The 18,464-nt window shown below is 38.5% G+C and carries 16 protein-coding genes, 1 other RNA gene and 1 riboswitch; of the genes, 12 read left to right on the top strand and 5 right to left on the bottom strand.

Annotation, left to right across the window (positions count from 1 at the left end; translation table 11 throughout):
• Positions 1–72: 72 nt before the first annotated feature.
• Positions 73–765, bottom strand: a complete 693-nt coding sequence (locus tag H0185_RS07210) for a Crp/Fnr family transcriptional regulator (RefSeq protein WP_221872580.1) — start codon at positions 763–765, stop codon at positions 73–75.
• A 216-nt stretch (positions 766–981) separates the two neighbouring features.
• Between H0185_RS07210 and H0185_RS07215 the strand changes: the two genes are divergently transcribed.
• The 8 genes from H0185_RS07215 to H0185_RS07250 all read left to right on the top strand — a co-directional run bounded on the left by H0185_RS07215 (position 982) and on the right by H0185_RS07250 (position 10,428).
• Positions 982–3,237, top strand: a complete 2,256-nt coding sequence (locus H0185_RS07215; RefSeq protein ID WP_221873070.1) for a DEAD/DEAH box helicase — start codon at positions 982–984, stop codon at positions 3,235–3,237.
• A gap of 61 nt (positions 3,238–3,298) precedes the next feature.
• On the top strand, positions 3,299–4,570 hold the full coding sequence (locus H0185_RS07220; RefSeq protein WP_221872582.1) for a ribonuclease H-like domain-containing protein: 1,272 nt from the start codon (positions 3,299–3,301) through the stop codon (positions 4,568–4,570).
• Between the two features lie 425 nt (positions 4,571–4,995).
• Positions 4,996–5,331, top strand: a complete 336-nt coding sequence (locus H0185_RS07225; protein ID WP_221872584.1) for a CotD family spore coat protein — start codon at positions 4,996–4,998, stop codon at positions 5,329–5,331.
• Between the two features lie 147 nt (positions 5,332–5,478).
• On the top strand, positions 5,479–6,039 hold the full coding sequence (locus tag H0185_RS07230) for an SLOG family protein (protein WP_221872586.1): 561 nt from the start codon (positions 5,479–5,481) through the stop codon (positions 6,037–6,039).
• An 85-nt stretch (positions 6,040–6,124) separates the two neighbouring features.
• The gene (gene gpsB / locus H0185_RS07235; RefSeq protein WP_221872588.1) at positions 6,125–6,424 is read left to right on the top strand and encodes a cell division regulator GpsB; all 300 of its coding nucleotides are present in this window, start codon (positions 6,125–6,127) and stop codon (positions 6,422–6,424) included.
• A gap of 83 nt (positions 6,425–6,507) precedes the next feature.
• Positions 6,508–6,893, top strand: an RNA gene (rnpB, locus tag H0185_RS07240) — RNase P RNA component class B.
• 382 nt (positions 6,894–7,275) lie between these two features.
• Positions 7,276–8,409, top strand: coding sequence for a THUMP domain-containing class I SAM-dependent RNA methyltransferase (locus H0185_RS07245; protein ID WP_246629059.1), 1,134 nt, complete (start codon positions 7,276–7,278; stop codon positions 8,407–8,409).
• Between the two features lie 87 nt (positions 8,410–8,496).
• Positions 8,497–10,428, top strand: a complete 1,932-nt coding sequence (locus H0185_RS07250) for an ATP-dependent DNA helicase (protein WP_221872590.1) — start codon at positions 8,497–8,499, stop codon at positions 10,426–10,428.
• A gap of 59 nt (positions 10,429–10,487) precedes the next feature.
• Here H0185_RS07250 and H0185_RS07255 read toward each other — a convergent pair whose 3' ends face one another.
• Positions 10,488–10,721: a DUF2249 domain-containing protein gene (locus H0185_RS07255; RefSeq protein WP_221872592.1), complete on the bottom strand. Its 234-nt coding sequence runs from the start codon at positions 10,719–10,721 to the stop codon at positions 10,488–10,490.
• 400 nt (positions 10,722–11,121) lie between these two features.
• On the opposite strand from H0185_RS07255, the gene H0185_RS07260 reads away from it, so the two are divergent.
• Positions 11,122–12,627 carry a carboxypeptidase M32 gene (locus H0185_RS07260; protein WP_221872594.1) on the top strand — a complete coding sequence of 502 codons (1,506 nt, stop codon included), beginning with the start codon at positions 11,122–11,124 and terminating at the stop codon, positions 12,625–12,627.
• Positions 12,628–12,670: 43 nt separating this feature from the next.
• Positions 12,671–13,546, top strand: a complete 876-nt coding sequence (locus tag H0185_RS07265) for a DMT family transporter (RefSeq protein WP_246629060.1) — start codon at positions 12,671–12,673, stop codon at positions 13,544–13,546.
• Between the two features lie 57 nt (positions 13,547–13,603).
• Here the strand turns inward: H0185_RS07265 and H0185_RS07270 are convergent, their stop codons facing one another.
• Genes H0185_RS07270 through H0185_RS07280 form a run of 3 tightly spaced genes read right to left on the bottom strand, consistent with a single transcriptional unit; the run spans position 13,604 to position 15,909 of the window.
• Positions 13,604–15,262: a b(o/a)3-type cytochrome-c oxidase subunit 1 gene (locus H0185_RS07270; RefSeq protein WP_221872596.1), complete on the bottom strand. Its 1,659-nt coding sequence runs from the start codon at positions 15,260–15,262 to the stop codon at positions 13,604–13,606.
• Positions 15,262–15,738, bottom strand: coding sequence for a cytochrome c oxidase subunit II (locus H0185_RS07275; protein WP_221872598.1), 477 nt, complete (start codon positions 15,736–15,738; stop codon positions 15,262–15,264). The genes H0185_RS07270 and H0185_RS07275 overlap by 1 nt, the downstream gene beginning before the upstream one ends.
• Positions 15,739–15,759: 21 nt before the next feature.
• Positions 15,760–15,909, bottom strand: coding sequence for a cytochrome c oxidase subunit 2A (locus tag H0185_RS07280; RefSeq protein ID WP_221872600.1), 150 nt, complete (start codon positions 15,907–15,909; stop codon positions 15,760–15,762).
• A gap of 382 nt (positions 15,910–16,291) precedes the next feature.
• Positions 16,292–16,393, top strand: a riboswitch (purine riboswitch).
• A 124-nt stretch (positions 16,394–16,517) separates the two neighbouring features.
• Here H0185_RS07280 and H0185_RS07285 point away from each other — a divergent pair.
• Both H0185_RS07285 and H0185_RS07290 read left to right on the top strand, forming a co-directional pair.
• Complete coding sequence (locus H0185_RS07285; RefSeq protein WP_221872602.1) at positions 16,518–17,114, top strand: xanthine phosphoribosyltransferase; 597 nt, start codon at positions 16,518–16,520, stop codon at positions 17,112–17,114.
• Positions 17,111–18,418 carry a nucleobase:cation symporter-2 family protein gene (locus tag H0185_RS07290; protein WP_221872604.1) on the top strand — a complete coding sequence of 436 codons (1,308 nt, stop codon included), beginning with the start codon at positions 17,111–17,113 and terminating at the stop codon, positions 18,416–18,418. Before H0185_RS07285 ends, H0185_RS07290 begins: the two co-directional genes overlap by 4 nt.
• Positions 18,419–18,464 lie beyond the last annotated feature (46 nt).

The following is an 18,464-nucleotide window of genomic DNA, read 5'->3' on the forward strand; positions in this document are numbered from 1 at the left end:
GAGTGGAAATCAACAACCAATGCTAAGCAAAGCCTCTAAAAATAAAAAAACCCGCTGATTTTAGTGGGTTTTTTAGATTAATTCATTTAATAATACCTCTGTTTCAAGAATCATATCTCCATTTGCATCTGTTTCAATGAGCTCGTCTTTTTTCATCTTTGTAAGGGTCCTACTAACGGTTTCACGGGTAGTGCCAATCATATTGGCTAAGTCTTTATTTGTAAACTCAGCCTTTAATAAAATCGTACCATCTTCGCGTTTTTCCCCATACAGATTAGCTAAGCGGATAAGCAGTTTAATAATTTGCTCATACGTATTATTAAGAACTTGTGCTTCAAGCCTTTCTTGTAGGTCAACAATTTTTTCACCTAGAACTTTAAACACTTTGATGCTAAGTTCCGGATTCTCTACCAGAACTCTCTCAAAATGGGAGATGGGGACAACAGCAAGAATGGAAGGTTCTAATACTTCGGCAAATGCTGGATACCCTCCTTTGCGAAAGAAGCCAACGTGTGGAAACATTTCTCCGGTTTTTAAAATATTCACAATCTGCTCACGTCCATTGATGTCACTTTTGTAAATCTTTATTTTCCCTTGATGAATAAAATAAACATTTTCAATTGGATCTCCTTGCATGAAAACATGGCTATTCTTATTCCACTCTCTAGTAATAGAGATATCGGCAATTTTTTCTATTTCCATATCATCTAAGTCACGAAAAAGTGCATAATTAGACAGAAATGTTTTTAGCTCGTTTTTGTTCAATTTTTTTCACCTCTCTAGTAAGGACCACTTTAAACATTGTAACAAAAAAAAATGTTTCTTGCTGTCGTGATTGTACTTATTTCTTTAAAGAAAATAGAGCCGAAATGTAAAATGGAAGAAAATAACGAAAAAAAGATTGAAATTAATCTTTTTGAACGAACATTTATTCGCTAAAATAGAGTTACCGAGGTGAGCGATGTGAAGTTTATAAGCAATATGCAAGACGTCATCCAGCAATTAAAATTGGATGATACAATCAAAGAAAATATTATTCATTGGCAAACCATTGAGCCAAAGAGTGCAAATACCTCTGATATCCCTACAGATATTCATCCATTATTAAAACAGGCTATGGTAAAAAGAGGCATTGGGGAGCTCTATACACACCAAAGGACCGCGTATGAAACCGCTAAAAACGGGATGAGTTTTGTTGCTGTTACACCTACTGCATCGGGTAAGACGCTCTGCTATAATCTGCCTGTTCTACAGGGGATAATGAATGATCCTAATTCAAGAGCACTTTACTTATTTCCGACAAAGGCACTAGCGCAAGATCAAAAATCAGAAATCAATGAGTTTATTCAGGAATCTGGTTTGAACATAAATAGCTATACATATGATGGGGACACGCCTGCAAATATTCGTCAAAAGGTTCGAAAAGCTGGGCATGTTGTGATTACCAATCCAGATATGCTCCATTCAGCGATCCTACCGCATCACACAAAATGGGTCTCACTATTTGAAAATTTAAAGTTTGTTGTCATTGATGAACTTCATATTTATCGTGGTGTTTTTGGTAGTCATGTTGCCAATGTAATTCGTAGACTTAAAAGAATATGTGAGTACTATGGAAGTAACCCTGTCTTTATTTGTACTTCAGCTACGATTGCCAATCCACTTGAATTGGCAGAACATTTAACAGAAACAAAGATGGTGCTAATTGATAATAACGGTGCACCTTCGGGGAGAAAGCATTTTCTCTTTTATAATCCACCAATTGTCAATAAACCACTTAATATTCGTAGAAGTGCTACACTTGAAACACGCTGGCTTGCGGGCGAATTCTTGAAAAATAAAATTCAAACCATTGTATTTGCTCGGAGCAGAGTGAGGGTGGAGATTCTATTAACGTATCTTCAAGAGTTGGTCAAACACAAACTGGGAACTAAAGCCATTAGGGGCTACCGAGGTGGATATTTACCAACGGAACGCAGAGAAATTGAAAAAGGATTGCGAACGGGAGACATTTATGGAGTTGTAAGTACGAATGCACTTGAACTCGGTGTAGACATCGGGCAACTTCAAGTTTGTATTATGAACGGTTACCCCGGAACAATCGCTAGTGCTTGGCAACAAGCAGGGCGTGCCGGCAGAAGACATGGAGAATCAGTAGTGATAATGGTGGCTAGTTCTAGCCCACTAGATCAGTATATTATCCAGCACCCTGATTATTTCTTTACCCGTAGTCCAGAAACAGCAAGAATTAATCCTGATAATTTAATTATTTTAATTGATCATCTTAAATGTGCAGCGTATGAATTACCCTTTAAAGCAGGAGAGCGGTTTGGAAAAACAGAAGTAGAAGAAATTCTAGATTACTTGACTGAAGAGAGAATCCTTCATCAAAATGGTGATAAGTGGTACTGGATGCACGATGCATTTCCTGCCCATAATATTTCGTTAAGATCTGCTTCTCAAGAAAATGTCGTAATCATTGATCAGTCCGATGTGGCAAATGCTCGAGTCATTGGAGAAATGGATACTTTTTCAGCGCTCACACTCTTGCACGATGAAGCCATTTACCTTCATCAAGGAAGACAGTTTCAAGTTGAGAAGCTTGACTGGGAAGAGAAAAAGGCCTTTGTTCGAGAGGTAACGGTAGATTATTTTACTGATGCGAATTTGGCAGTTCAATTAAACGTTCTAGAAGAGGATAAGCACCGTAACCTGGAACAAGTAGAAATAGGATATGGTGATGTCAGCGTTCGAGCAATGGCGACCATTTTTAAGAAAATAAAATTTGAAACGCACGAAAACATTGGTTCAGGACCTATTCACCTTCCAGAAGTAGAACTCCATACAAGCTCTTCCTGGATATCGCTTGATAAGGATCATTCAAAGTTAAGTGATAAGAGGCTTGAACAGGGATTAATAGGTACAGCCCAATCTTTAAAACATATAATCCCTTTATTTGTTATGTGTGACCCTCAAGATGTGCATGTTGTTCCACAGGTAAAAGCATCACATAATGAAAAGCCGACCATATTCTTTTATGATCGTTATCCAGGTGGGATTGGTCTTAGTGAGAAAGTGTATGAAGGAATGGATGCGATCCTTTCAGAAACAAAGAGCATGGTTGAAAGGTGTCAATGTCAGTCAGGTTGTCCTTCCTGTATCGGTTCAGAAAATACATCTGATACAGGGAAGGTAGATGTAATAAAAATGATTGACTTATTTTTACAAAGTAAATAGTTCCAGTTCATCCAAAGGATCTGAGGATGCAGGCGGGATGTGGGGGAAAAGGGGGGATAACATGTCTCTGAAGAATAAGTTGAATCGACTAAAGCCTCATTTATCAAGTGGAGTTACTCATCAAGAAAGGCAAGGTGTCATTGAAAAGGCTCAGCAATCTGAGTCTTTTGATTTGGACATTCCCTATAAGGAAATATGGGAAAGTGAGAATGTAAAACCGTATATTTTAGATAATGAGTACTGTCTTGTTAGAGAAGTAAAATATCCATTAACGTATAAACATGGCCACTATTTTTTTGCCGAGGCAATCGAAGCGGTAAGGCAATGGAATGAAGTTAATTTCGATCACCCATTATCTGCTTCAGGTCACACCCCAGGAGATTTATTCTTTTTTGATACGGAAACAACCGGTCTTGGAGGTGGAGCCGGTAATACCATTTTTTTACTTGGATATGCAAGCTTACGAGAAGATTCAGTAGTGTTAAAACAACATATTCTCCCACAGCCTGGGGCAGAGGTGGCGCTATATCAAAGCTTTCTGGAAGAAATTGATTATACAACATTGGTCACTTATAATGGCAAAGCGTTTGACTGGCCACAGGTAAAGACAAGGCACACCCTTGTTCGAAATCATGTACCAAAGTTGCCTTCATTTGGGCACTTTGACCTTTATCATGCCGCTAGGAGAATGTGGAAACATAAGATTGAAAGAATGAAGCTTTCAATGGTCGAAAAAGAAATACTTGGCTTTGAAAGGCAGGATGATATTCCTGGTTTTCTTGCTCCAATGATCTATTTTGACTTCGTAGAACGGAAACACCCTGAAGGACTACTGGGAGTCATGAAACACAATGAACTAGATATTCTTTCATTGATTACATTGTATACCCATTTGTCTTTTCAATTGCTAGGTGTGGATAATAACAGGAGTGTCAGGGAAACATTCGAAGTTGGTAGATGGTATTCCTACTTAGGAGATAGACAAAAAGCGGAAGAGAACTTCGCACAAATAGCAGATGGAAACGAAACGGATGCGATACTTGCAAAGCATGCGTTAGCTTTTGAATATAAAAGGAATGGCAATTATAAGAGTGCTGTAAATCTTTGGAAGGAAACGGCGAAGTACGGGAATCATGATATAAGAATCGAAGCGTATATTGAACTTGCTAAATACTATGAACATAAAAGCAAAGACTATCAACAAGCGTTAACCTCTTGCGAAGAGGCAGTTTCCCAGTTAATAGAGGTAGAAAATGAGAAAAAAGTTGCTAGGTTGCAAAAAGATTTGCAGAAACGTAAAAATAGACTACTATCTAAATTGAATAGGCAATAAATGTCTTGTGTAATTTCCTGGGTAAGCGCAATATTCGTTGATAACTGAACAAATTATGCGGCTTTCCCTAAAATACAACAGTTTGTCACAAAAATTTAATATTTTCGAGGGGGAAAATTTGAGATTTATATTGTATATCCGCGATCCCGGCGTTAAAATGTTAATTTGTATGAGATAAACTTTAAGCGGGGATGTTAAGATGTATAAAGCAATTTTAGTCATGTTTTTCATTGTAGTTTGTTTAACAGCGTTTATTTTTACTAACTTAAAAGATAATTTCTATGCTTTCTTATAAAACAAACAAGAACTAACTTCTTGTTTTTTTAAAATAAAATTAGGTATTTTCATTAGTACAAGATTCTCCCTCCTGACATAGCCTATTAGTGTAATAACTAAAAAACTAATTTGAGGAAGGAGAATGTAAGATGCATTGTAGACCTAATAAAGTTTTACCAGCAGTTGTTCATCCGACAAAATGCTGTGTAAATCACACTTTTTCGAATAACGTAGTCCCTCATATTCACCCGTCACACACAACAAATGTTCATCATGAAAACTTTGACCACATTCATTACAACACTCACACTCAATCGAATGTGAATGAGGTGACTCATCAACACTTCTATGGAGGTCCTAGACCACCTATGGGTGGCCCAGGCCAAGGATTCGGAGCAGGTCCTGGATTTGGAGCAGGCCCTGGATTTGGAGCAGGTCCTGGGTTCGGAGCAGGTCCAGGATTTGGACCAGGTTTCGGACGATAAAGAAAAAACAAGGGCTCTTCTTCAAGCCCTTGTTCTTTTTAATTAAGCTGTTTTAATAAATGTTGAAATCCAAAAGCCGGTTGATTTAATAACAGCAAGTTATTGAGAAAAAAGCTTTTATTAAGGCGAGTCAAAAGGAGTACATATATGGCAAAGGTTGCTGTGATATCTGGTTATAAAGGGTATGAGCTCGGGATATTTAAGCAAAGCCATCCAGCTGTTCAATATATAAAGCTGGCGTTGTTAAACCAGTTGACTACATTGGTTGAAGAAGGACTTGAATGGGTAGTTATAAGTGGTCAACCAGGTGTAGAGCTATGGGCAGCAGAGGTTGTTTTTGAGTTGCAGCAATATCTTCCGGACCTAAAATTATCCGTGCTCACGCCGTTTTTAAATCAAGAAGAAAAATGGAGCGATGCTAACAAAGAGTGGTATGAATCGGTGCTTGTACAAGCAGATCATGTGGATTCCATTACCAAGAGGCCGTATGAAAAACCTTGGCAGCTTAAAATGGGCAATCAATTTCTAATTCAAAAAAGTGATGTATTAGTGTTGCTCTATGATGATGAAAAAGAAGGAAGCCCAAGGTTTATACTAGAAGAGGCTAAGAAACGGAAATTAAAAGAAGCTTACGATATTCGGATGATTAACTTTTCTGATTTACAATTAATTATAGAAGATGAGCAATTTAAACAACAAGATTTCTAATATTGAGTGTATTGAAAATTGACAAATTACAAGGTTTTTGAAAGAATATAAAGTGATGATTGGGGTAAGATGAGGTGAATAAGAAATGATATCCGATAAAATAAAACTTTCAGCTAAAGAAATCTTAGAAAAAGAATTTAAAACAGGTATGCGAGGATACAAGCCTGAGGAAGTGGACAAGTACCTGGATTTAGTGATTAAGGATTACGAGAGCTTCCAACAGGAAATTGAAGATCTTCAACAAGAAAACTTGAGGCTTAAAAAGCAGTTAGAGGAAGTAGCGAAACGTCCAACAACGCAGCCTGCAGGAACCACTAATTTTGATATTCTAAAGAGATTATCTAATCTCGAAAAACATGTTTTTGGGAACAAATTATCAGATTGACCCATTTTCTTCCGTTTTTTCAAATTGATTACCATTGCTATATTTCCTACAATTACTTATAATATGTTTTGTAGTCGTTAATAACGTTCGGGTAATCGCTGTAGCTCTGCTGCAGAGGAAAGTCCATGCTCGCACGGGCTGAGATGCCCGTAGTGTTCGTGCCTGGCCAATTCATAAGCCAGGGCAGTCGTGTTTAGCATGGCTGACGGCAGGGAAAGTGCCTAAGTCGATTTCGATATGGCATTAATACCTATAAAAGTGCCACAGTGACGTAGCCTTCTCAGAAATGGGAAGGGTGGAACGAGGTAAACCCCGCGAGCGAGAAACCCAAACTATGGTAGGGGCACTTTCTCGGAGGAATTGAACGAAGAGAAGGACAGGTGAGTATTCACCTGTAGATAGATGATTACCACCGGAGTGCGAGACATTGTCGTTTGCAGCACAAAGGAACAAAACATGGCTTACAGGACGTTATTAATCGATTTTGTATGAGTGTTTTAAGCTCTCCTATTTCGGGGGAGCTTTTGTTTTTTAAAAGAATATAATGTATAAATGGAGTAACTTAAGAATTAGCTATCACTATTGGCAAGATGCTAGGGACTTCGCTTTTCTTCTTTAGTTTGCACGAATGCGCTAATGCTCTTCGTGTTTCTTTCTTTTGGTTAGAGAGCTCCATATAGAATTTTCGGCCACATAAGGCATCTCAGGAAGAAGAAGCAGTAGCTTTTTGAGGAGTCTAACTAATGCTAACGAGGCGCGCTTGCACTTTTTTTCTTACATATTGGTATCCCAAAAGTAAAACTGGTATGATGATGAAAGGAATTTGACTTTTATTACTAAGGGTGAAATAGATGAAATATGAATTAATAGCTACTTCTGCAATGGGGCTTGAAGCTCTCGTGGCAAAGGAAGTACGTGAGCTTGGGTATGAATGCGAGGTTGAGAACAGCCGTATTACCTTTAAGGGGGACGAGCTAGCCATCGCTAGAAGTAATATGTGGTTACGTACCGCAGATCGAGTAAAAATAAAAGCCGGAGAATTCAAAGCATATACGTTTGATGAATTGTTTGAAAAGACGAAAGCTATACCATGGGAACACTTCCTCCCGGAAAACGCTGAGTTTCCAGTAAGTGGTAAATCACAAAAATCAAAGTTATTTAGTGTGTCTGATTGTCAGGCAATTGTAAAGAAAGCAATTGTTGAACGATTAAGGACACATTATAAAAAAACAAGCTGGTTTGAAGAAAATGGACCGTTATTTAAAATTGAAGTAGCTCTTGTAAAAGATGTTGCAACTCTAACAATAGATACAAGCGGCAGTGGGCTTCACAAACGTGGGTACAGAGTTGATCAGGGGGAAGCACCATTAAAGGAAACACTTGCTGCTGCTCTCGTTAAGCTCACCAACTGGACCCCTGACCGTCCATTTTCAGACCCGTTTTGCGGATCTGGTACAATCGCCATTGAAGCTGCGCTAATTGGTCAAAATATCGCTCCAGGATTTAATCGTGAGTTTGTTTCTGAGTCATGGGATTGGATTCCGTCAGCTATTTGGGATCAGGTCAGGACGGAAGCGGAGGATTTAGCAAAATATGACCAGCCACTAGATATTGTGGGTTCCGACATTGATCATCGTATGGTGAAGATTTCTGAGGAAAATGCGTTTGAAGCAGGCCTAGGCGACCTTGTTACTTTTAAACAAATGCGGGTTCAGGATTTTAATCCGAAAAGGGACTATGGTGTTATTGTTAGTAATCCACCATATGGTGAACGTCTAGGAGACAAGAAGGCAGTTGAACAAATGTACAAAGAAATGGGCAAGGTCTTGATTCCACTTGATACTTGGTCCGTATACATTTTGACTTCAAATGAAGACTTTGAGAAAGTGTATGGAAAACCTGCGACAAAAAAACGAAAATTGTTCAATGGCTTTATTCGTACTGATTATTATCAGTATTGGGGAAAAAGACCTCCACGTAGCTAGTAGTATAAACTGAATATGAATTGATACATTTAAATAACCTATAAAGCGCCGAATGCGGCGCTTTACTATTGTTTGGAGGGGTTTACTTTGCCTGGCAGCTTGCCATTTTCGATATCAAAATCAGAATCATTCTTTGAAAAATTAAATGAGTGGATTGGGGATGTTTTTTATGACATCTTGCCTGAAGCTGGATTTGATTTAAGAGACGAACAAGTTTTTATGGCGTTTCAACTTGAAAAAGCCTTTAAAGATAAAAAAGTTATTTTTGCTGAAGCAGGAGTTGGTACTGGGAAGACCATCGTCTACCTTTTATATGCGATCTGTTATGCACGTTATACAAACCAGCCAGCGATTATTGCCTGTGCAGATGAGCGTTTAATTGAACAGTTAGTCAAGAAGGAAGGAGACATAGCTAAACTTGAAAAGGCACTTGATTTAAATGTGGACGTTCGATTAGCAAAATCTCGTGACCAATATCTATGCTTGAACAAGTTGGATGCACTCATTAATGATGATAATGAGGCCTATAACTCTGTTCATGAATCCCTACCAAGGTTCGTACACGAAAGTTCAACGCTTCAAAAATTTCATCGATATGGTGAGCGAACCGATTATCCACATCTAACGGATGAACAATGGTCAAATATTGGGTGGGATGCGCTTCAAGATTGTTTAGCCTGTAGTCGCCGTCATCGCTGTGGGTTGACTTTACAGCGGGAACATTACCGCAATGCTGCAGACTTGATTGTATGTTCCCATGATTTTTACATGGAGCATATTTGGACAAAGGAATCACGGAAAAGAGAAGGGGAATTGCCTTTTTTACCTGATGGTAGCTGTGTGGTCTTTGATGAAGGACACCTACTAGAATTTGCCAGTCAGAAGGCATTAACGTATCGTTATACGGAACGAACACTTGAAACTCTTTTAACCAGAATAATGGACAACGACATAAGAGATAAGACGCTTGGTTTGATGGAGAATGCAATTACGATTAATGAACAGTTATTTGCGGAGTTAGTCAAATATAGTTCAGAGAGTAAATCTTCAGAAAAAATGACCGTCAAAAAGACACCTTCCATTAATAGTTTAGCTGAAAATCTACTTTGGACCCTCGAATCTCTTCAAGAAGAGTTAGTCTTTGAGAGTGAAATGTTTGTGATCAATGATTATAATTTAAAAATTGTTGAAGAGTACCTTGACCAAATTAGTTATTCCTTAACATTGTTTGCTCGCCGCTCTGTAGGAATCAACTGGCTTGAAAATCACAATGGGGAGAAAACATTGGTTATCATGCCGAAAATGGTAGAGGAAATTCTGCGCAAAGAGGTATTTTCTCAGGACAAGCCGTTTGTTTTTTCATCGGCCACTCTTTCTGATAATAAATCCTTTGATTACCTAGCAAAGAGTCTCGGGATTGATGAATATGCTTCATTTTCGGTAAATTCACCATTTGAATACGAGGAAATGATGGAAATCTTTTTATCGGATTTTGCTTCTGGTGATTTCCAATCAAAAGCTCAGTACACATTAGAACAGTTGAAATCAACTAAAGGGAAAGCACTTGTCTTGTTTACAGATAAAAACGAATTATACTCGTTTAAGAAATACACAGAAGCATACAATATTGATTTCCCAATTTTATTTGAAGGGGATGCGGAGATTTCTACCCTAGTTTCGCGGTTCCAAAATGATGTTGATACCGTATTATGTTCAGTAAATCTTTGGGAGGGACTGGATGTACCTGGAGAAGCATTAGAAAATGTCATCTTATTTGATCTGCCATTCCCACCTAATGACCCTGTTTTTGCGGCAAAAAGAGAAGAAGCTGAGGATCCATTTAATGAAGTCGATATGCCGTATATGATTCTAAGATTGAGGCAAGGAATCGGCAGGTTAATTCGAAGTCATGCAGATCGAGGCACTGTGCATCTACTCTTGGATACTCAACTAGAGGCTTCAGTGATGGATCGAATCCTTTCTGTCTTACCAGTTCAGCCTAAAAAGGCGATACGGTAATGATTTCTATCTAACTAAATAATCATTAAGCAGCCCTACTCTTTTGAGTAGGGCTGCTTTTAATTGTTTTTTGTGAAAGTAATCTTAAAATGCTTTCCATTTATCTCTTCGGTTTCGTATCCAAAGCCCTTAGATTTTAATACACTGTACAAAGGAACAGGTTGAAAGGGCGCATGAAGAATAAGGGTATCTCCTTCTTGAAAGGGGGAAATCGTCAACATGATTGTTTCGAAAGGGTCTTGGTTATTTTTAATATCTTCACGGACATCTAGTTCAATCACTTTTGTTTCCATCTGAACATCTCCTGAAAAAATAGATTGTGGTTTGCATTAATACAAGTTTAACAAGAGATGAACAAAAGTTAAGTGACCTTCATCATATCGAGTGATAAGTTGCTATTTTTTTTCTGTAGATGATTGATCAGGCAACGTACTATCTTTCTTCACGCAATCAAAACAATAAATTGTGTTCCCTTTTAGAAGGACCCCGTTGAAAAAGCCATCTAGACAAAAGATTTCTTTCCCGCATTTTATACAGTTGCCAACAAGTTCCCTCATTATTTAACCTCCCTGATTTTCCTTTGTAATCATGTTACCATGATTTCGGTAATAGCAGGGGGCAAACTACGCTATCAATAACAGTTCTTAGAAAAATATGATAATATGGTTTGAGAAAAGAAATGGAGGGAAAAACATGAATTCTGAGACTACTGAACAAAAATTTCTTGAGTATGTAAAGAAAATGACTGCATATCAAGAAGCATTATCCGTTATATTTTGGGATTTACGAACTGGAGCGCCGAAAGAGGGAGTGGAACAGCGCTCAGAGGTCATTGGGGTTTTATCTTCGGAAATTTTTAAGATGTCAACTTCTCCAGAAATGGCAGCATACATAACCGAGTTATCATCAGATGATTCAGTATCACAACTTGTGAAAAAAACGGTAGAAGAGTGTAAAAAGGAATATGACCGCAATAAAAAAATACCTGCCAATGAATACAAGGATTACGTTATTCTCCAATCAAAGGCTGAAAGCGTCTGGGAAGAGGCGAAGGCAAAGTCGGATTTCAACTTGTTCTTACCATATCTTGAAAAGCTTGTAACTACAACAAAGAAATTCATTGAGTATTGGGGTTATAAAGGGAATAAGTATAATACTCTGCTTGATATGTATGAGCCAGGGGTAACGGTTGATGTGTTAGACAAGGTGTTTGGGCAACTTAGGGAGCGAATTGTCCCATTAGTAAAACAGATTGGTGATGCACCTAACCAACCAGAAACGAACTTTTTATATGAACACTTTCCTAAATCAAAGCAACGTGATTTTAGTCTCAAGATTCTAGAACAAATGGGGTATAACTTTAAAGCAGGAAGACTGGATGAAACTGTCCATCCCTTTGCAATTGGGATGAATCCTGGAGATGTACGTGTTACGACAAAGTATGATGAAAATGATTTTCGAACAGCTGTGTTTGGTACGATTCACGAAGGTGGGCATGCCCTTTATGAACAGAATCTCTCAAAAGAACTCATCGGTACTCCACTTTGTACAGGAACTTCAATGGGAATTCACGAATCGCAGTCGTTATTTTTCGAGAATTTTGTTGGACGCAACCTTGCTTTTTGGAAAAAGAATTATGATTTGTTGAAGGAATACTCAAATGGTCAGTTTTCTTCCGTTCCTTTGGAAGATTATTACCGAGCAATTAATGAATCAAAACCATCGTTAATTAGAATTGAGGCAGATGAATTGACCTACCCACTTCATATTATGATTCGTTATGAAATTGAAAAGGGATTATTCAATGATGAGATTGAAGTGAAGGACCTGCCACAAATCTGGAATGAAAAATATAATCAATATCTCGGAGTTCGTCCTGAAAGCGATGCCGAAGGGGTGCTGCAAGATGTTCACTGGGCTGGTGGTAGTTTTGGTTATTTCCCATCTTATGCCCTTGGGTATATGTATGCTGCTCAGTTCAAGCATGCCATGCTAGAGGATATCCCGCAATTTGATCAATTGCTTGAAAATAGAGATTTAAAGCCTATACAGGAATGGTTAACGAAGAATATCCACCAATATGGCAAATTAAAACAGCCTCTTGAGATTCTTGAGAGTGTGACAGGGGAAGGCCTGAATGCTGATTATCTTGCTGATTATTTACTGAAGAAGTATACAGACGTCTATCAGCTAGCTTAAAGTTTTCGATTCACTACTTAAATAAAAGGGGATATGTTGGCTCTTGGCTTATTTGATGATTGCTTTTGCGGCAACGATGTGGGGACTTATTGGTTTCTTTGTGAAAGGTCTATCAGAAATAGGGTTTAGTGCGATGGAGATTGTCACCATAAGAGTAGGCACAGCGGCCATTATGCTTTTGATTGTTGGATTGAGCTTTTTTAGAACACGCTTGAAAATTAAACTACGAGATGTACCATTGTTTATTGGGACTGGTTTATTTAGTATTGTGTTTTTTAACTGGTGTTACTTTACGGCAATTGATAGGATGAATATCCCTGTTGCGGCTGCGTTGCTCTACACATCACCCGCATTTGTCATTACCTTATCCGTACTTTTTTTAAAGGAAAAAATTAACCTTAGAAAGCTTTTGGCTGTAGGCGGAACAATCCTTGGTTCTGCTTTAGTTGCCGAGATCACCTTAACTCAGAGCAGTAGCTTTTCAACTTCAAGCATTTTTATTGGGTTAGGTGCTGGACTCGGCTACGCACTTTATAGCATTTTCGGCAAGGTTGCGCTACAAAGCTATCATCCTTTTACTCTAACCTTTTATACGTTTTTAACTGCTGCACTCTTTTTAATTCCTTCCTTTATTGGGAAGCCTAATGTAAACCTGCTCATTCAACAGGATGTCTTTTTGTATGCTGTTGGTTTAGGGCTAGTTCCTACCGTGTTGGCTTATTTTGCCTATTCTTGGGGGCTTGAGAAAGTTGAGAGTAGTCGTGCCGCTATTATTGCTACAGTTGAACCAGTAGCAGCAACGATATTAGGAGTAATGGTTTATCTGGAGAAAATCTCTTTTATTCAGGGAATGGGTATTGTACTGATTCTTGCATCTGTTACCTTGGTTAATCTCCCAAAGGGAAAATATCTAATTTAAAAAAAGGACCATCAAAAAAGCGCTCCCTTTTGAGGGAGCGTTTTTACATGTAACATCCTACCACAGTTTATATCCTTTAGATCCAATAGGAGCATTTTCAATCAAGTCTATGAATGGAATCGTATACGCAAATGCGATTAATAATACAACAAGCCCAAGCCATAACTTCCAATTTTCAAGAATCATTGGTGCCTTTTCTGTAGTGTTAGCTGCCTCTCCAACTGGGAATTCTTCTTCTCCTTTAGGAGCAAAGAACGCTAAATTAATAAAGATGTATAGTACAAGAATAATAGCGATGAAAAGAATAGAACCTCCAACTGCTTGTGCAATTTGGTAGGGAACCCACTCCGCAGCTTGTGCAGCTCCACCGTACTCAGAGTAAGCAGAACGACGAGGCGCTCCGAGAAGACCAGCGAAATGCATTGCACCGGACATAAAAGTCATTCCAATCGCCCATAAAACACCTTGAAGGATTGCAAGCTTATTCATTGCTTTCGTCAATGTGCGTCCCGTTAAATGCGGGATGAGCCAATAACTAATTCCGAAAAACGTTAAAATAACGGCAGTAGCCACAGTTAAATGGAAGTGTCCAGTTACCCAAATGGTGTTATGGATAACTTGGTTCATCTGATTCGAAGCATTAATAATTCCACCTGCTCCACCTGGAATGAAGCTTAGCATACCAATAAATGGTATAAGGAAGCGAGCGTCACCCCATGGAAGCTTTTTAAGCCAGCCGAACAAGCCGGTTGCACCTTTTGAACGACCAAAGGTTTCAAAGGTGGCGAATAAAGAAAATGCTGTCATCAATGATGGAATGATAACCATGAACGTAAGTACTACTTGTAGAAACTTCCAAGCAGGATCAATTCCAGGCTCCATTAATTGGTGATGGAATCCTACCGGAATTGAAAACAGTAGGAATAAGATAAACGATAAACGTGCAAGCGAGTCTGAGAAGATCTTTCCACCTATTATTTTCGGTACAATGACATACCACGCCATATAGGCAGGCAATAACCAGAAGTAAACAAGTGGATGGCCGAAATACCAGAACAAGGTTCTACTAATCGCAACATCGACGCGTTCAACAAGTCCTAAAGACCAAGGTAATAGCTGGAACAATACTGTTGTAGCTACCCCAATTGTTGCAACAATCCACATAAGTGTGTTTACAAGAGACATAAACGTGAGCAATGGACTTGGTTGCCCAGGATTTTTCCTTCTCCAAGCCACGTAAGCCATAATAATCGCCGATCCACTAACCCAGCTCCCAACAATGACAAGGGTTAACCCGACATAGAAAAGGGCATGAGCTTGAAGTGGAGCATAAAAGGTATATAAGACAGATGCTTCATTTAATAGAATCATGACAGCTGCCATGACGGTTCCGATTGTCATCAACCAGAAACCTACCCAACCAGTGTTTCTCTGTTTATTCGTTAGTGTCCCAGCTGTACGGCTTACGGATACAAGTTGGAATCCCATAATAAAATAAGTGGTCATAACAAGAGCTAACACAACGCCGTGTAAGGTTAGGAGCTGGTAATAACCAATCCCAGCCGGTAGAGTAAACTGTCCTGATCTAACAAGTGTTTGTAGTAACCCAGCCATCCCACCAATGAAAAGACCAATGAATGCGACATAAAAATGTGCCATTCCTAGTTTAGCATCGCGAGAATCAACCTTTTTTATCTTTTCAACGAAAGAATTCATTATTCCACCACCTTAATCATAGAAGACATCATATGGTGTCCTGCACCACAGTATTCGTTACAAACAATCAAGTATTCCCCAGCTTTGTCAAAAGTTGTGACATACTCAGAGATATACCCTGGTTCAAGCATCATATTGATGTTTGTTCCAGCGACATTGAAGCCATGGACAACATCCTTTGTTGTCGCGAGGACTTTAACCTTTGCTCCTAGTGGAACTTCCACCTCACCAGGCGTATAGTTAAAAGCAGATGCAACGTAAACTAGTTCATAATCCCACTCTTTGCCTTCAACCTTATTTAAACCAGGCTTATCGAAGGGGGCGGTTGTATCGACTTTTTCTGGATTAATCGTAGCTAGGCAACTAGGTGGCTGATTTCCAAGGTAAAAGGCACTTACACCAATGACAGATAAGAAAACGAGTAGTGTCGTGACTCCAAAGATAAGCCAAATTTTCTCAAACTTGTGGATATGCATGTTTTTTCTCCCCTTTTTCTCTTAGAAACGATTTACAAATAATAAAAATACTCCTACCCATGTAATAATTAAGAAGAACCCCAACAAGAAAACAGAAGCTAGTGTTCCTTTTAAAGAGGATTGATCTTCTACCTTCGTACTCGTTTTTTTTTCGAGTCCTGGCTGAGCCACAATGACCACTCCTTTCAGGTGATTTTTTTAATTTTTGTTTTAAAATTAGAATGATTACATTTTCATCATACAAAACAATTCGCATATTTCCAGACTGTTTCTGGCAGTTCACAAATTGTTCATTCGTTATATATTCACTATGATAATAGTAAAAAATTGAAATGACGGTGATTTTTGTCACATTAATAATGGTGGAATTGTGAAAGATATGTGAACGCTAAAGTGTGAAAATATGAACATTTATCTAGGGTATTCAAACTGTGATTTGACGCATTGACAGGTTATTGAAAGAAGGTTCGGTTATTATTCCGAACTTTTAATAATTCTCTTTTAAAATCATTCGTCTTTCTTGTTGAAATAAACAGGATTAATGGTATAATTACTTATAAATTAATTTTTCTCTCATATAATCGCAGGGATATGGCCTGCAAGTTTCTACCAGACTACCGTAAACAGTCTGACTATGAGTGAGTAATGAGGAGTACTTCTATATTGGGAGTCTCTACTTACCTTTGTGCTAGATGCCTGGGGGTCATTGCTACATTCATTAAATGAGTGAGCAATGACCTCCAGGCATTTTTTATTTTTATTATTAATAGGGGGATATCATGGAATTACTACAGAAGAAGATTCTTACAGAGGGTAAAGTATTATCGGATCATGTTTTAAAAGTAGATTCTTTTTTAAATCATCAAGTAGATCCAAAACTTATGAAGGAAATTGGTAAAGAGTTTGCGGAAAGATTTAGTCAGACACCTGTTACGAAAATTCTTACCCTTGAATCATCAGGAATAGCCCCTGCAGTGATGGCAGGTTTATATATGAATGTGCCTGTCATATTTGCTCGAAAAAGAAAATCGCTAACTTTGACAGATAACCTTTTAAGTACCAAAGTATATTCATTTACGAAGAATGAATATAACGAGGTTTCGGTTTCGGGTTCTTTTTTACAAAAGAGTGACCAAGTTCTGATTCTGGATGATTTTCTTGCGAACGGTCAGGCGGCGCTTGGACTGATTGATTTAACCAAGCAAGCTGGTGCAACCGTCGCTGGTATCGGCATCGTTATCGAGAAATCCTTTCAAGATGGAGGAGACCGACTTAGGGAAATGGGGTTCAAGGTAGAATCTCTTGCCCGGATTAAGTCATTAAAAAATAAACAGGTTGAGTTTTTAATCGATAATAGAAAGGAAGTACTAAAATGACAAACACCCCCTTGAAAATCGCTTCCCTTGGGATTCAACATGTTTTAGCTATGTATGCAGGTGCGGTTGTTGTACCCCTTATTGTCGGAGGAGCAATCGGACTTACTGGTGAACAGCTAACCTATTTAGTTTCGATTGATATTTTAATGTGTGGAATTGCCACATTGCTTCAGGTTTGGAAAAATAGATATTTTGGGATTGGGCTACCAGTTGTTCTTGGATGTACTTTTACGGCCGTAGGTCCAATGATTACAATCGGGGCGGAGTATGGAATCTCTGCTATTTATGGGGCAATCTTAGTTTCAGGATTATTCGTTGTTCTCATATCCAAGTCCTTTGGGAAATTAATTCGTTTCTTTCCACCAGTTGTAACGGGTTCCGTTGTTACCATCATTGGGATTACCTTGATTCCGGTAGCGATGAACAATATGGCCGGTGGCGAGGGAAGTGCAGACTTTGGCTCATTATCAAATATTGCTCTAGCATTTGGTACCTTAGCTTTTATCATTCTACTGTTTCGATTTTCTGCTGGATTTATCCGTTCAATTGCGATTTTACTAGGTTTAGTAGCGGGTACGATAGTGGCTTCTTTTATGGGGAAAACTGATTTTTCATCGGTAGCGGAAGCATCATGGTTCCATATGCCCGCCCCATTATACTTTGGAATGCCAACTTTTGAGGTAACGCCTATTTTAACGATGATTTTAGTTTCATTAGTTGGGTTGGTTGAAGCAACTGGCGTTTACTTAGCGCTAGGTGATATCTACAAACAAAAGCTTTCTGGGAAAGATATGGAACAAGGCTATCGTGCAGAAGGGATAGCGATTATACTTGGTGGGTTGTTTAACTCATTTCCTTACACAACTTTTTCGCAAAACGTCGGTCTTATCCAGTTGTCAGGTATTAAAACCAAAAACGTCATTTATACAGCGGCGGGGTTATTAATCGTATTAGGTCTCATGCCGAAAATCGGTGCATTAACCACTGTTATTCCTGCAGCAGTTCTGGGGGGAGCAATGGTAGCGATGTTTGGAATGGTTATGGCTTATGGAATTAAAATGCTTGGGAAAGTAGATTTTTCAGCACAAGAAAATTTATTGATTATCGCTTGTTCGGTGGGAATGGGCATGGGGGTAACAACCGTACCCAATTTATTCTCTGAATTTCCTAGTAGTCTTCAAATCTTAACAAGTAACGGGATTGTGGCAGGAAGTATCACAGCCATTATGTTAAACATACTATTTAATGTAATCCCATATAAGAAGAAGGCAAGTACCGTTTTGAACGAGCAAAAAGCATCATAATTTTTTAGTCATTTTAAGGACCATTTCTGACTTGTTTAATACACTA

This window comes from Mesobacillus maritimus (assembly GCF_019749255.1).
GTDB lineage: Bacteria > Bacillota > Bacilli > Bacillales > Cytobacillaceae > Mesobacillus_B > Mesobacillus_B maritimus_A.